Source organism: Streptosporangium amethystogenes (assembly GCF_000721075.1).
GTDB lineage: Bacteria > Actinomycetota > Actinomycetes > Streptosporangiales > Streptosporangiaceae > Streptosporangium > Streptosporangium amethystogenes.
The window spans coordinates 33,096-47,543 of the sequence record NZ_JOEQ01000039.1 but is presented as its reverse complement, the minus strand read 5'-3'; the positions used below and the strand labels follow the sequence as shown (position 1 = coordinate 47,543).

Sequence of the window (14,448 nt, the reverse complement as noted above, 5' to 3'; positions counted from 1 at the left end):
GGCGGCGACACGACGGTCGGCGTTTCGCGGGACGCGGCCACCCACGCGGCCACCCGGTGGCCTCCCCCAGGGGAAGGCCACCGGGGAACTCACCTGGAGGCCGTCGCGCGCTCGGCCGCGGTGATCGCGTTGCGGAACAGCATCGCGACGGTGGTGGGCCCGACCCCGCCGACCCTGGGGGTGATGGCCCCGGCCACCTGGGCGCAGGACTCGTCGACATCGGGCAGCAGGCGCCTGCCCTCGTAGCGCACGCCGCCGCCGATGACGACGGCACCGGGCTTGACGTGCTCGGGCTGGATGATGCCCGGCACACCCGCGGCGGCGACGAGGACGTCGGCGCGGCGAGTGTAGCGGGGCCAGTCGCTCACCCCGGTGTGCACCACGGTGACGGCGGCGTTCGCCGTCGGGCGCTTCTGCGCGAGGAGGATCGACAGGGGCCGCCCGAGCGTGGCCCCGCGCCCGAGGATGACCACCTCCCGGCCGGCGACCGGGATGTCGTAGTAGGCGAGCAGCGCCTCGATCCCCGCGGGCGTGCACGGCAGCGGGCCGGGAAGCTCCAGCGCCAGCCGCCCGATGTTGAGCGGGTGCATGCCGTCGACGTCCTTGTCGGGATCCATGACCTGCAGAGCCCGGTCGTAGTCGAGGTGCCTGGGGACGGGGTGCTGCACGAGCAGCCCGTGCACCGCCGGGTCGTCGTTGAACGCGGTGATGACCGCGTGCAGGTCCGCCTGGGTGGCGCTCGCGGGCAGGTGCTCGTGCGGCGAGGCGAACCCGAGTTCGGCGGCCTGCCGCTGCTTGATCCGGATGTATCCGGCGCTGGCGTCGTCGTCGCCGACGAGAACCGTCGCCAGGCTGGGGGTGACGCCCCCGCGGGTCAGAGCGGCCGCCCGCGCGGCCACGTCGGCGAGGATGCTCTGCGCGACCGGACCGCCGGGAAGCAGCCGGGCGGACGACGCGCTCTCAGGCTCCGAGCCGTCTGAGCCGTTTCGAACGGGCTGGGACATACGTATCCTCTCGGCGTGGGCGCCCAGGCGGTCGACTCCCACGGCGAGCTCCCCGATGGTTGATGCCATCCCCTTGCCGCCAGTCGCGTCATCCCCCAGGATGCCCGATCGGCATCCTCTGGGTCGAACCCGCCCCCACCCGTCAGGAGGGGATGCCGAGCCGGGCCAGGCGGCTCACCGCCTCGTCGATGACCTCGTCCCGCTTACAGAAGGCGAAGCGGACAAAGTGGCTGCCACGCTCGGGGCGGGCGTAGAAGACCTGGGTGGGGACGGCGACCACGCCCGCCAGGGACGGCAGTTCCCGGGCCAGGGCGAGACCGTCGGTGAAGCCGAGGGGACGGATGTCGGTCTGCACGAAATAGGTGCCCGCGGGGCGGTAGACCTCGAAGCCCGCCGCGGCCAGCCCCGCCGCCAGCCGGTCGCGCTTGGACTCCAGGTCGGCCCGGAGCCGGGAGACCCAGTCCAGCTCGTGGCGGAGGCCGTGGGCGACGGCGAGCTGCCAGGGCGCGGCGGCGGTGAAGGTGAGGAACTGCTTGACGGTCTGCACGGCCCTGACCAGCTCGGCCGGGCCGCAGATCCAGCCGGTCTTCCAGCCGGTGACCGAGAAGGTCTTGCCCGCCGAGGAGATCATCACGGTCCGCTCGCGCATGCCGGGCAGGGTGGACAGCGGGATGTGCTCGACGCCGTCGAAGGTGAGGTGCTCGTAGACCTCGTCGGTGACGGCGACCAGATCGCGCTCCTGGCAGAGCAGGGCGATCTCCTCCAGCTCGGCCCGGGTGAGGACCGTGCCGGTGGGATTGTGCGGAGAGTTGACCAGGATGACGCGGGTGCGCGGTCCGGCCGCGGCGCGCAGCTCGGCGGGGTCGAAGGTGAAGCGGCCCTCGACGGGGCGCAGGGTGACCGGGCGGAGCACCGCTCCGGCGAGGGCGACAGAGGCCGCGTAGGAGTCGTAGTACGGTTCGAACGCGATCACCTCGTCCCCCGGCTCGCAAAGCGCCAGGATCGCCGCCGCGACGGCCTCGGTGGCGCCGACGGTGACGAGGATCTCGCCGTCGGGATCATAGGAGAGGCCGTAGTGGTCCTTGTGGTGCTCGCAGACGGCCTGGCGCAGCTCGGGCACGCCCGGCCCCGGCGGGTACTGGTTGGCGCCCTCGCGGATCGCCGACACCGCACGCTCCAGCATCGCCGCGGGCCCGTCGGTGTCGGGAAAGCCCTGCCCCAGGTTGATCGAACCCGTCCGCAGGGCCAGCGCCGACATCTCGGCGAAAATGGTCGTGCCGAATCCGCGCATCCGTGTCACCAGAGGATCGTCCACGCGTCCCAGCGTAATCGGCGCCCCGGATCGCTCGTCCACGATCGTGAGCGGATCGCGTCGCCCCGCATGCCGCCGGAGTCGCCGGTGCACGAGACCATGCCGACCATCCGCCCGTGCCGCAGCTGTTACCTTCTTTCGTGGCGTGAGGAGGGGGCTTGGCGATGCTGGTCGTCCATGGGGCCTGGGTCGGTGACAGGCTGGCGCTGTGGGGGGAGGACCCGGATGGTTCCGCGGGGAGCGTCTCCAGGGCGAGGGCCAAGGTCCGGCCGCATCCGTTCGCGGCCCCGGTGACGGGCATGGCGGGCGGGGTGCCGCTCTGGGGAGAGATCCCGGCGGCGTCCGTGGGCAAGGCCGTCGCCGACGAGCTCGTCCTGCTGCTGCCCGGTTCCGCCCGGAGCCCGCTGCCCTCCGCCGAGTCCGGGATCGAGATCGGCGCGCGGCAGCCGCGGATCGGCTCCTGGCGGGTGCCCGCCCTGCTGATCGAGCCCGGCGCGGCGCTGGGCCTGCTCGACGCCGTGGACGAGATGCCCCGTCTCCCGGCGGGAGCGTACGAACCCGACGAGTTCCCCGACGGAGAGGACCGGGCGCCGGTCCCGGGCGCGTCCCTGCGCTACCTCGCCGTCGTCGCGGCGTACGCCCGTGACCTGATCCGCCGGGGCCGGGTGCTGCCGCAGCTCGTCGCCGAGGACGCGGGCTACGCGGCCCGGTGGCGTCCCGTGCTGACCGGCCCCTACGCGGCCCGCTTCCGTGAGCTGGCCGCCGCGATGCCACCCGTCTGCCGGGCCGTCGCCGAGGAGCGCCCCTCGGCCCACGTGCTGATCGAGGCCGTGGCCTGCCTGACCGACGCCGCGGTACGGCGGGCGCTCCCCGACCGCCTGCTCGGCGGGCACCGGCCGGGACCGCGCGCTCCCCTTCCGGACCGCTGGATGGTCGCCCTCACCGGTGCGGACGCCGCGCTTCCCGGGCTGACCCGGACCTCTGCGGAGAAGCTGGCCGAACCGCTCCGGGAGTGGTTCGGCTCCGCGCACCGGCTCGACGGCCCGGTCAGGGTGTGCTTCCGGCTGACCGAGCCCGAGAACGACCCCGACCCCGAGCCCGCCCGCGACCTCGTCGCGGAGTACGGCGGCCGTCCGGTGCCGCCGCCCGACGGCTCCCGCTGGCGGCTGGAGTTCGCCCTCCAGTCGTCGGACGACCCGAGCCTCTACCTCTCCGCACCGCTCATCTGGGCCGGTGAGACCGCCCCCGGCCTGCCGGGACGTCCCGACGAGGCGCTGCTCGCCGGGCTCGGCCGGGCGGCACGTCTCTACCCCAGGGTGGGAGACGCGCTGCGCGATCGCCGTCCCTCCGAGCTGGTCCTCGACACGGCGGGCGCGTTCGCGTTTCTTCGCCAGGCCGCCCCGCTCCTGCAGGCCGCCGGGTTCGGCGTGCAACTGCCCGCCTGGGCCGGCACCACGAGGCTCGGCCTCAAGCTCACCGCCCGCTCGCAGCCGACCGGTCCTGGCGCGGCGGCCGACCAGGGTTTCGGGCTGCGGCAGCTGGTGGACTTCCGGATGGACCTGGCGATCGGCGACGAGACGATCAGCGAGGAGGAGCTGGCCGAGCTGGCCAGACTCAAGGTGCCGCTGGTCCGGGTGCGGGGCCGTTGGGTCGAGCTGGACGACCGGCAGCTCACCGCCGCGCTCAGAGCCGTCGAGCGGCGCCGATCGGGTGAGATGACCGTCGGCGAGGTGATCCAGGAGGTCATCCACGGCGGCGACGACGAGTTGCCGGTCGTCACGGTGGACGCCGACGGTCTCCTCGGCGACCTGCTGTCCGGCGAGGCCGACCGCCGCCTCGTTCCGATCACGACTCCGGCCGACTTCCACGGCGTGCTCAGGCCGTACCAGGAGCGCGGGCTGTCCTGGCTCAACTTCATGTCCGAGATCGGCCTCGGCGGAATCCTCGCCGACGACATGGGCCTGGGAAAGACCGCGCAGACCCTCTCCCTGCTGCTCAACGAGCGCGCGACGGGTGTGCGGCCGGGGCCGACCCTGCTGGTCTGCCCGATGTCGCTGCTCAGCAACTGGCAGAAGGAGGCCGCCAGGTTCGCCCCCTCGCTGGAGGTCTACCTGCACCACGGCACCGCCCGGTTGCGCGGGGCGGAACTCGCCCTGCGGGTGGAGCGGGCGGACCTGGTCCTCACCACGTACGGCACCGCCCTGCGGGACCGCGAGACGCTGGCCGGTCTCTCCTGGGCCAGGGTCGTCTGCGACGAGGCGCAGGCCATCAAGAACAGCGCCGCCAGGCAGGCACAGGCCGTACGGGCGCTGCCGGCCAGGAGCAGGTTCGCGCTGACCGGCACGCCGGTCGAGAACCACCTGGCCGAGCTCTGGTCCCTGATGGAGTTCTGCAACCCCGGCCTGCTCGGTTCGGCCAAGGCGTTCCGGGAGCGCTACCAGGAGCCGATCGAGCGGAACGGCGACGCCACCGCGACCGCCGCGCTCCGGCGCGCCACCGGGCCGTTCGTGCTCCGCCGCCTCAAGACCGACAGGACCATCATCTCCGACCTGCCGGACAAGATGGAGATGAAGGTCTGGTGCACCCTCACCCCCGAGCAGGCCACCCTCTACCAGGCGGTGGTCACCGACATGATGGACAGGATCGCCGGTAGCGAGGGCATCGAGCGGCGCGGCAACGTGCTCGCGACCATGCTGAAGCTCAAACAGGTCTGCAACCACCCGGCGCACCTGCTCAAGGACAACTCGCGGCTGTCCGGCCGGTCGGGGAAGCTGGCCCGGCTGGAGGAACTGGCGGAGGAGATCGTCGGCGAGGGCGACAAGGCCCTGGTCTTCACCCAGTACGCCGAGTTCGGCACGCTGCTCCAGCCGTACCTCTCGGCGCATCTGGACCGCCCGGTGCTCTGGCTGCACGGCGGGCTGCCGAAGAGACAGCGGGACGCGCTGGTGGAGCGGTTCCAGGACGACGACGAGCCGATGCTCTTCCTGCTCTCGCTCAAGGCGGCGGGTACCGGGCTCAACCTGACCGCGGCCAACCATGTCATCCACGTGGACCGGTGGTGGAATCCCGCCGTGGAGAACCAGGCGACCGACCGGGCGTTCCGGATCGGCCAGACCAGGAACGTGCAGGTCAGGAAGTTCATCTGTGTCGGCACCCTGGAGGAGAGGATCGACGAGATGATCGAGCGCAAGCAGGCGCTCGCCGAGAGCGTCGTCGGCACCGGCGAGGACTGGATCACCGGCCTGTCCACCGACCGGCTGCACGAGCTGTTCCGTCTCGGACCGGAGGCCGTTTCATGAGCAGGAGTGGCTGGTTCGAGCCGTCCGTGCCGATCCGGGTCGAGGGCGGCATCCGGGTCCGCAGCAAGCGGGGTTCGATCGGCGAGCGGTGGTGGTCGCGCCGGTTCATCGACATCCTCGAAGACCTCTGCGACCCGGGCAGGCTCGGCCGGGGCCGCTCGTACGCCCGCTCCGGCCAGGTCCTGGACACAGAGCTCGGGCCGGGGCTGGTCACGGCCCGGGTCCAGGGGTCTCGGCGCACCCCGTACCTGGTCGAGATCCGGATCACCTCCTACCAGGCGGACCAGTGGCGTAAGCTCACCGACGCGCTGGCCGCCCAGGCCCTCCACCGCGCCAAACTTCTCGCCGGTGAAATGCCACCGGAGATCGAGGACGTCTTCCGCGCCTGCCGCCTGCCGCTCTTCCCCGACACCGGCGACCTGGACATGACCTGCTCGTGTCCCGACTGGGGTTTCCCCTGCAAACACCTGTCCGCCGTGCTGTACGTGCTGGCCGAGAGGTTCGACGACGACCCGTTCCTGGTACTGGCCTGGCGGGGCATCGCCAGGGACGCCCTGCTCGACGCCCTGCGCGAGGCGGGCGGCGGCCCGGCGCCCGGCTCCGGCTCCGGCGAGAACGGCCCCGGACTGTTCGATGTGGACGACGCGCCGTTCGCCGACCGGCTGACCGCCTTCTACGAGCCGAGCGTCTCCCCTGCCCGGCTCCGCGACCGTACCGGCCTCCCCGTCCCCCCACCCGATCTACTACTGCGCACCCTCGACCCGCCACAGATCAAGGCCCGGCACATCCCCATCCTGGACCTCCTCCGCCCTGCCTACCGGACCTTCTCCGACACCGACGACACCTGACCCGGCGCCGACCATCGGAGAACGGACGACCTCGACCGGTTCCACCGCCGCTGCCGGACGGGAGGATCCTGCGGCACTTTCCCGAGGCCGGGACGGAGGTTGGGCGCGTCCGGCCCCTCCCCGCCCAACGGGGCGGTGGTGAGCTCGCCTCAACCGGTCACGGCGAAGCTCCGGAGCACGTCGGCGATCTCGTCGACCTCGGCGAGCTTGCCCGAGGCGACGGCGATGACAAAGTCATACGCCTCGTCCTCATCGGCGGGCTCGATCATGGCGCCGTTCTTGGCGCAGAAGACATACATCGTGAGCCAGGCCGCCCGCTTGTTGCCGTCGACGAACGGATGGCTGGAAATGATCGAATGAAACAGCGCCGCGGCCTTGGTGAACAGGTCCGGGTAGGCGTCCTGCCCGAACACCGATGTCCGAGGACGGAGCAGTGCCGCTTCCAGAAGACCCAGGTCACGCACCTGGATCGGCGCGCCAACAGCCCTTCGTGCGATCCGGAGCCCCTGCTCCAAGGTGATGAACAGTGTCACTCGCCGAGCCTTCTCAGGAGATCGGCGAAACGCTCAGCCCCTCGCGCAGCGAGATCATCGGTGAGGTCGTCGTCGGCGACTCTGGCGAGATAGTCGTCGATGGCATGCAACGCGACCTGCTGCATGCTCCGTCCCTCCCGCTCCGCGCGCCGTCGGAGGGCTTCGGTCTGTTCGTCAGAGAGTCGCAGGGTCATAGCCATGCCTCCACTGTACGGCGAATCTGGTATCACGGCGATACCACAACCGAGAGAATGGGAGCCGTTACCCAGAGTGGCAACTCGTTTTACCGGACGGTATCCGGCAAGGATTTCGTCTCCCCGGTCCAGCCGGTCAACGGGCCGGGGTCACCCGGGAAGAGCCGAACCGTCCGAGAACCCCGCGACGGTGTGCTGTCCCGCTCACAGGTTCGCGCGGGCGGCGATCGCCACACCTTCAAGAGGGCTTACGGAGGAGATCATCTATACATAGGTGATTATGGGGTGATACGTCTATCTGCTGTGACCCGACGATTCCACGAGCTCGACGCGCTCCGCGGCTTCGCGGTGTGCGGGATCATGTTGGTCAACACCTGGCAGCACACCCGCGACCACCTGAGGAACCCGGGCCAGAACACGGTCGACTGGGTGATCGACAACCTGCTGCAGAGCAGGTTCTATCCGATCTTCTCGTTCCTGTTCGGGCTGAGCTTCGTCCTCTTCCTCCGGTCGGCGGCCGAGCGGACCGAGAGCCCCCGGGCCGCGCTGCTGCGCAGGCTGGCGGTGCTCGCGGCGCTGGGCGCGCTCCACCAGATCGTCAACCCCGGCGAGGTGCTCCTGCCATACGCGATCTTCGGGGCGCTGGTCCTGCTGCCCGCCTCGTTCTTCCCGCAGCCCGCGGTGGTGCTGCTGGGCGTCGCCCTCACCGCCTGGGCGGTACACCAGGGCGGCGGGGTGATCCTCATCCCCGGGCTGTTCGTGCTGGGCATGGCCATGATGGAGCGACCGCCGCCCGAGTGGCTGCTGCCGTTCGCGTTCGCGGCGAGCGTGGTGCTGGGGGTGGCGCTCACCTGGCTCTGGGTACGCATCGCGGGCGATCCCGTCCTCTTCAACCGGGCCGTCTACCCGGCCGCCGGGCTCGCCGCCGCCACGGCCTACTGCACCGGGCTGCTGCTTCTGCTGCGGACCCGGCTGCGTGACCCGCTGCTGGCGGCCCTGGCACCGCTCGGCCGGATGGCGCTGACCAACTACCTGATGAGCACACCGATCATCCTGCTCTTCCTGCCGTTGCTCACCTCGGATGCGACCCGGCTGGCCGGTGTGGCGCTCTCGGTCGCCGCCCTGGTGCTTCAGGTACTGTTCAGCCGGGCGTGGCTGGCCAGATTCAGGTACGGGCCACTGGAATGGGCGTGGCGGAGCCTCACGTGGATGGAACGAGTGCCGAACCGACGGATAGGGTCACACCCGTGACACGCATCGCCCTCTGCCAGATCCCGGTCTCGGAAGACCCCGCCGCCAACCTCGACCGTGCCCGCACGGCCCTCGACGAGGCCGCCGCGGGCGGCGCCGAGCTGGCGATCCTCCCGGAGGCCACGCTCACCCGGTACGGCAGGAGGATCACCGACCTCGCCCAGCCGCTGGACGGACCGTTCGTCACCGGGCTGGCCGGAGCCGCACGGGAGCACGGCCTTTCGGTGATCGCGGGGGTGTTCGAGCCCGGTGATCACCGGGTCCACAACACCGCGGTCGCCATCGGCCCCACCGGCTCGATCGAGGCGGCCTACCGGAAGATCCACCTGTTCGACTCCTTCGGCGCCCGCGAATCCGAGCTGGTCGCGCCGGGCGACACGCCGGTCGTGGTGGAGCTGGCCGGGCTCCGGGTGGGCCTGGTCACCTGCTACGACATCCGTTTCCCCGAGCTGACCCGGGCCCTGGTGGACGCCGGGGCCGAACTGTTCGCGGTGATCGCCGCGTGGGGTTCCGGGCCGATGAAGGAGGAGCACTGGACCACCCTCGTCAGGGCCAGGGCGATCGAGAACACCACCTGGGTCGCGGCCGTGGGCCAGGCGCCGAATCCGGAGGCCCACGACGACTTCGGGATCGGACGGAGCATGCTGGTCGATCCGATGGGGGCGGTACGCACCGATATGGGCCCCGGACCCGGCGTACAGATATGCGAATTCGACTCCCAGATCACGATTGCCACCCGGAATGCCCTGCCGTGCCTGGAACACCGGCGACTCCGGGCCGGTGGATCGTAAAATGCCGACCGTGAGTGATCCACCTGGGCGTAGAACGCAGATGCAGAAGGTCATACCGCCTCGGCTGCTCGTGCCCTATCTGGCCGGCAGACGCACCGTGATCTCCGGATACGTGTACCGGGTTCAGGACTGCGCGCGGCTGACCACCCCCGCTCAGCTCTTCGCCGGTCTCGACCTGGGGTTCGACGGCTCGGAGCTGACCGCCACCGTCCCGGAGATCTATCTGATGCGCTGGTACGCCCGCGACATGGACGCCTACGTCGTGCCATACGGCCCACACATGGGTGGTGACTGGAACGATTCACCGCCCTTCGCCGGGAACGGTTTCACCACCTCGCGGGATCACGTCGTGCCGCAGTTCCACACCACGCCCATGCCGATCCCCGCCGGAGCCGAGATCATCCACGTGACCGACGGCGAGGAGCGCCTCTTCGGCCGCTACGACGGCCTGAGCTGGCGGCCCGCCTCATGAGCGCCGAGATCGAGCCGGTGGCCTCGGGGTTCGCCGCCCACTACTCCGGCCGGACGTACGCCGCCGCCCTCGGCCCGGGTGCCACCGAGGTGGTGCTGTTCAACGAGGCGGCCCAGAAGGGCTTCGAGGCGGCCTCCGGCTACTGGCGGCTGGTCGTCGCGCGCGAGGACCTCGACTGGCTGGTGCTGGTCCGCACCGTCGGCGCGTTCGGCGGGGAGCCCTGCCTGGTCCTCGACGTCTCCGAGGAGAACGGCGAGGAGAGCCTGCACATCGCCTACACCGGGCACAGTGGGATGAAGGCCGAGGCCCTGGGCTACTGGATGGTCGACCACGGGGCGTACGAGGTGGTCGTCCCCCGCGACGAGGTCTTCTCCGTACGGATCGAGCGCCTGCCGGTCCCGCTCACTCCGGAGGGCTCGGAGCCGTGACCTCCCCGCGCGCTTGACGTCCGTCCGAGGGCTCCCAGGTGACCTGCCAGGACGCGCGGCCGGGGTGGAGACCCGCCGCGTTGTCCCTTCGCAGCCGCCCGCTCAGCCCACGCCGAGCCGGCGGTAGCGGGAGAGTCTGGCGGCGAGGCGGTCCGCGGGGGGCTGCCCCAGCAGGGTCGCGATCTCGTACTCCAGTATCCGCGAGACCCGGCGGCAGAACGCCTCCGGCTCGTAGGCGGCGTCGGGGAACTCCGGGATGATCCGGTCGACGAGGCCGTCCCGGCGCAGGTCCGTGGATCTCACCCCCTGGGCCTCGGCGATCTCCGGGGCGAAGTCGACACTCCGGTACAGCAGCGCCGACGCCCCCTCCGGGGAGAGCGGCGACAGCCAGCCGTGCTGGGCGCAGAGCACCCGGTCGGCGGGGAGCAGCGCGAGGGCGGCGCCGCCCGCGCCCTCCCCCAGCAGCAGGCAGACGGTCGGGGCGTCGAGCATCACCAGGTCGGCCACGGAGCGGGCGATCTCGGCGGCCAGGCCGCCCTCCTCCGCCGCCCTGGAGAGCGCGGCCCCGGCGGTGTCGATCACGGTGACCAGTGGCAGCCCCAGCTCGGAGGCCAGGCGCATCCCCCTCCTGGCGACCCGGAGCCCGGCCGGGCCGAGCGGGGCGTCGATCCGCTGGCCCCGCCGGTCCTGGCCGAGCACGACCGCGGGAACCTCTCCGAACCTGGCCAGGGCGAGGATCAGCCCGGGGTCGTGCTCGCCCACACCGGTGCCGTTGAGCGGGGTGGCCTCGGAGGCTCCGAGCTTGAGCAGCGCCCGCACGCCGGGGCGGTCGTCGCGGCGGGAGCGGCTGATCGCGTCCCATGCCTGGACCACCGGAATCCACTCGTCCGGCTCGGGACCCGGATCCAGCCCCTCACGGGGGGCACACAGCACGGCGAGCACCCGGATGGCGACCCGCCGGGCGTCCTCGGCCGACACCACCGCGTCGACCAGGCCGCGGGCGAAGAGGTTCTCGGCGACCTGGACCCCCTCGGGAAACGGGTAGCCGTGCAGCGCCTCGAAGACCCTCGGCCCCAGAAACCCGATCAGCGCGCCCGGCTCGGCCGCGGTGACGTGCCCCAGCGAGCCCCAGGAGGCGAAGACACCACCGGTGGTGGGATGGCGCAGGTAGACGACGTACGGCAGGCCCGCGGCGCGGTGCGCGGCCACGGCGGCGGTGACCTTCACCATCTGGACGAAGGCCACCGCGCCCTCCTGCATCCGGGTGCCGCCCGAGGCGGGGGCCGCCAGCAGCGGGAGCCGTTCGGCGGTGGCCCGCTCGATCGCGGCGGTGAGCCGCTCGGCGGCGGCCACCCCGATCGAGCCGGCCAGGAAGGAGAACTCACACGCGACGATCGCCACCCGGCGCCCGTCGAGCAGGCCCTCCCCGGAGACCACCGCCTCGTCGTATCCCGTCCTGGCCCGGATCGCGGCCAGCTCCTCGGCGTACCCCGAGCCGGGCAGGGAGGGATCGGCGGGCGGCTCGTCCCACGAGAGCCAGGTCCCGGGGTCGAGGAAGGTGTCGATCAGGGTGCGCGCGTCAGGTCGCGCCGGGGTCATATCCGCGCTCCGCGGGGGTTCCGCCTGCCGGTCATCGTTCGCGTTCCTCCAGCCAGGCGAGGACCTCGTCGTTGTGCTCGCCGAGGGCGGGCGGGGCGGTGTGGCGCATGGGGAGGTCGCCGTCGAAGCGGAGCGGCGGCCCCGGCAGCTTGATGGTGCCGAGCACGGGGTGGTCGACCTCGACGACCAGCCCCTGGGAACGGGTCTGCTCCCAGGCGTAGACCTCGTCGATGGACCTGATCGCCCCGGCGGGCACCCCTGCCTCGCCGAGTGCGGCCAGCCAGTGCACCCGCTCGTGCTTGGTGAGCCTCCGCTCCATGTCCGCGATCAGCTCATCCCGATGCGCGAACCTTTCCCTGTTCGTGGCATATTTCGCGATTTCTGGATCTATCTCCAGCAGGGTGGCGACCTTGCGCCACTGCGCGTCGTTCGCCACCGCGATCTGGATCATGCCATCGGCGCAGTGGAACGCCCCGTACGGGGCGATGGAGGCGTGGTGGTTACCGTTGGCGACGGGTACCCGGCCGCCGACGGTCCAGGTCGTGCCGTGGTAGGAGTGCACCCCGGTCACCGCGGCCAGCAGCGAGGTCCGCACCACCTTGCCCCGCCCGGTCCGTTCCCGCTCGTACAGCGCGGCCAGCACACCGTAGGCGCCGTGGATGCCGCCGAGCAGGTCCGCGATCGAGGCACCCACCCGGTACGGCTCGTCGGCCGACGGACCGGTCAGGCTCATCAGTCCGGCCTCGCCCTGCGCGATCTGGTCGTACCCCGGCCTGCCGCCCTCGGGGCCGTCATGGCCGAAGCCGGTGATCGACAGGATGACCAGGCGGGGGTTGAGCTCGTGCAACCGCTCGACGGGGAAGCCCAGCCGGTCCAGCACGCCGGTGCGGAAGTTCTCCACCAGCACATCGCTCTGCCGCACCAGGCGCTCGATCAGCGCCTTGCCCTCGGCGGACTTGAGGTCGAGGGTGATCGACTGCTTGTTCCGGTTGGCCGCCAGGAAATACGTTGAAATATCACCTTCAGGACCCACGAACGGCGGGCCCCAGCCCCGGGACTCGTCACCTCCCCCGGGATGCTCCACCTTGATCACCCGAGCACCCAGATCACCGAGCATCTGCGTGGCGTGCGGACCCGCGAGCGCACGGGAGAGATCGAGAACGACGATGTCGCCGAGTGCTCCCTGCAAGATCAACCTCCGATGCATAGCGACCGGACCCGGCCGGAGGAGCGCCTCCTCCGTTCCCGGCCCGCTTGCCATGAGACTGGCACGATACCCGGATGAGGGAATCCCATGATCCCCCATACCAGCACACGGCAGAACGGGCGGGGTGAGGTCATCGGGAAAACCCCGGTCCGGAGCGGAGCGCTACCGCGGCCGTTTTCCGGGCAGGTGGCCCATCTCGTTGAAGACCTCGGGCCTGGTTCCGCGCCACACCGAGACCGAGGCGTTGCCGACCGGGCCGAACGCCTCGACGGAGTCGATCGGGACATCCTCGATCACGTGCTTGAACATCAACACCACCGAGTCGTGCGCGACGATCAGAATCCGCAGCCCGGCGTGCCCCGTGCGCAGTTCCTCGACCACCTCGCGCACCCGGTCGGCGACGTCGGGGTAGCTCTCGCCCCCGGGCGGCCGGAATCCGGCGTAAAGACGCGCCGTCAGGTTCTCCTCCTGCCCGGGAAACCTCTCCCGGAGCGCGAGCAGGTTCATCCCCGACCAACGTCCCATGTCATGGTCCCTGAGCCTCGGCTCCAGCCGGACCTCGGGGTCCGCGCCCAGCTCGGCGGCGACCAGCTCCCAGGTCCGCACGGTCCTGCGGTACGGCGAGCACAGGACGAGTTCCGGCGGATCCCCCGCCGCCAGGTGCCGTCCCAGCGCGGTGGCCTGCTCCCTGCCGAGCGGGGTCAGTTCGGCTTCGGAGTCGGGGCGCTCCAGGGCGACCGCCCGCCCCGCACGGAAAGCCTCCTCGAAGGCCACGTTGGACTCGCTCTGACCATGTCGTACCACAGTGATCGTCAGCGGCATTCCCCCATGAAAACGCCTTCTTGCTCAGCGGGCAAGGATCTGCCGACACGGAACGAGCCGGGGCCCGCACCCTCGAAAGGATGCGGGCCCCGGCCCTTGCCGTGCTGGTGCTACATCAGACCGGCATGATGTTCTCGGCCTGCGGGCCCTTCTGGCCCTGCGTGACGTCGAAGGAGACCTTCTGGCCCTCCTGCAGCTCACGGTAGCCCTGGGCGGCGATGTTGGAGTAGTGGGCGAAGACGTCGGCGCCGCCGCCGTCCTGCTCGATGAAGCCGAAGCCCTTTTCCGAGTTGAACCACTTCACGGTTCCCGTAGCCATAACGTTCTCCTTACGATAGGGGGCAGAGCCGGAACTCACACCGTGTGAATCCCGCGTCGCCGCGATGAGCCCATCCGGAGATGACCGGGAAAACAAAATGCACCTGAAGGTTATCCGTCAGGTGCACACAAAGTTTCATGGGTACCACAACCGCAACTGCTTCTAGATTAGCACCTCCACGGCCCGGTACACGAACTCATCTGTCCGCCCACAGCTGAGACCCGGAGTCGCCGGCGTCCCGCCCGCCACCCATGCCGGGCACCGCCTCCTTCACCGTGGCCACAGGAGACCGCGCCGCGGCCTCGATGTTCCCGGTGAGGTTGACGTCCGGCGGCACATCCTCCACTCTTTCACTACTTAATTAGTGAA

General features: G+C 70.9%; 15 protein-coding genes and 1 riboswitch. Of the genes, 6 read left to right on the top strand and 9 right to left on the bottom strand.

The features are described 5' to 3' along the window. Positions 1-89 precede the first annotated feature (89 nt). Positions 90-1,004 carry a bifunctional 5,10-methylenetetrahydrofolate dehydrogenase/5,10-methenyltetrahydrofolate cyclohydrolase gene (locus tag IG98_RS0137330; protein ID WP_051753438.1) on the bottom strand — a complete coding sequence of 305 codons (915 nt, stop codon included), beginning with the start codon at positions 1,002-1,004 and terminating at the stop codon, positions 90-92. Between the two features lie 14 nt (positions 1,005-1,018). Beyond that, positions 1,019-1,101: riboswitch (ZMP/ZTP riboswitch) on the bottom strand. A gap of 45 nt (positions 1,102-1,146) precedes the next feature. Beyond that, positions 1,147-2,319: a pyridoxal phosphate-dependent aminotransferase gene (locus IG98_RS0137325; protein WP_030923643.1), complete on the bottom strand. Its 1,173-nt coding sequence runs from the start codon at positions 2,317-2,319 to the stop codon at positions 1,147-1,149. A gap of 161 nt (positions 2,320-2,480) precedes the next feature. Here IG98_RS0137325 and IG98_RS0137320 point away from each other — a divergent pair, with 161 nt between their 5' ends. Together IG98_RS0137320 and IG98_RS0137315 are read left to right on the top strand one after the other, a co-directional pair. Further along, a complete protein-coding gene (locus IG98_RS0137320) occupies positions 2,481-5,615 on the top strand; it encodes a DEAD/DEAH box helicase (RefSeq protein ID WP_030923641.1) in 3,135 nt (1,044 codons plus the stop codon). Continuing rightward, positions 5,612-6,463, top strand: a complete 852-nt coding sequence (locus tag IG98_RS0137315; protein ID WP_030923639.1) for an SWIM zinc finger family protein — start codon at positions 5,612-5,614, stop codon at positions 6,461-6,463. The genes IG98_RS0137320 and IG98_RS0137315 overlap by 4 nt, the downstream gene beginning before the upstream one ends. A 149-nt stretch (positions 6,464-6,612) precedes the next feature. On the opposite strand, the gene IG98_RS0137310 is transcribed toward IG98_RS0137315, so the two are convergent. Further along, positions 6,613-6,996, bottom strand: a complete 384-nt coding sequence (locus IG98_RS0137310) for a type II toxin-antitoxin system death-on-curing family toxin (protein WP_030923637.1) — start codon at positions 6,994-6,996, stop codon at positions 6,613-6,615. Continuing rightward, entirely contained in the window at positions 6,993-7,196 is a 204-nt protein-coding gene (locus tag IG98_RS0137305; protein ID WP_030923635.1) for a FitA-like ribbon-helix-helix domain-containing protein, read from the bottom strand. Before IG98_RS0137305 ends, IG98_RS0137310 begins: the two co-directional genes overlap by 4 nt. Before the next feature lie 297 nt (positions 7,197-7,493). Here IG98_RS0137305 and IG98_RS0137300 point away from each other — a divergent pair, with 297 nt between their 5' ends. The 4 genes from IG98_RS0137300 to IG98_RS0137285 are packed head-to-tail and all read left to right on the top strand — an operon-like array spanning position 7,494 to position 10,132. Next, positions 7,494-8,441 (top strand): DUF418 domain-containing protein, encoded by a 948-nt coding sequence (locus tag IG98_RS0137300; protein ID WP_084195929.1) that lies wholly within the window; start codon positions 7,494-7,496, stop codon positions 8,439-8,441. Next, complete coding sequence (locus IG98_RS0137295) at positions 8,438-9,232, top strand: carbon-nitrogen hydrolase family protein (RefSeq protein WP_030923625.1); 795 nt, start codon at positions 8,438-8,440, stop codon at positions 9,230-9,232. The genes IG98_RS0137300 and IG98_RS0137295 overlap by 4 nt, the downstream gene beginning before the upstream one ends. 10 nt (positions 9,233-9,242) lie before the next feature. Next, on the top strand, positions 9,243-9,704 hold the full coding sequence (locus IG98_RS0137290; RefSeq protein ID WP_245651881.1) for a hypothetical protein: 462 nt from the start codon (positions 9,243-9,245) through the stop codon (positions 9,702-9,704). Then, positions 9,701-10,132 carry a hypothetical protein gene (locus tag IG98_RS0137285; RefSeq protein ID WP_030923617.1) on the top strand — a complete coding sequence of 144 codons (432 nt, stop codon included), beginning with the start codon at positions 9,701-9,703 and terminating at the stop codon, positions 10,130-10,132. The genes IG98_RS0137290 and IG98_RS0137285 overlap by 4 nt, the downstream gene beginning before the upstream one ends. 102 nt (positions 10,133-10,234) lie before the next feature. On the opposite strand, the gene IG98_RS0137280 is transcribed toward IG98_RS0137285, so the two are convergent. The 5 genes from IG98_RS0137280 to IG98_RS52845 all read right to left on the bottom strand — a co-directional run bounded on the left by IG98_RS0137280 (position 10,235) and on the right by IG98_RS52845 (position 14,425). After that, entirely contained in the window at positions 10,235-11,731 is a 1,497-nt protein-coding gene (locus tag IG98_RS0137280) for a carboxyl transferase domain-containing protein (protein ID WP_030923614.1), read from the bottom strand. 31 nt (positions 11,732-11,762) lie between these two features. After that, complete coding sequence (locus IG98_RS0137275; protein WP_084195934.1) at positions 11,763-12,920, bottom strand: CaiB/BaiF CoA transferase family protein; 1,158 nt, start codon at positions 12,918-12,920, stop codon at positions 11,763-11,765. Positions 12,921-13,100: 180 nt separating this feature from the next. After that, entirely contained in the window at positions 13,101-13,760 is a 660-nt protein-coding gene (locus IG98_RS0137270; RefSeq protein WP_051753433.1) for a histidine phosphatase family protein, read from the bottom strand. A 115-nt stretch (positions 13,761-13,875) separates the two neighbouring features. Then, entirely contained in the window at positions 13,876-14,079 is a 204-nt protein-coding gene (locus IG98_RS0137265) for a cold-shock protein (protein ID WP_030923600.1), read from the bottom strand. A gap of 196 nt (positions 14,080-14,275) precedes the next feature. After that, positions 14,276-14,425: a hypothetical protein gene (locus IG98_RS52845; protein ID WP_157594738.1), complete on the bottom strand. Its 150-nt coding sequence runs from the start codon at positions 14,423-14,425 to the stop codon at positions 14,276-14,278. Positions 14,426-14,448 lie beyond the last annotated feature (23 nt).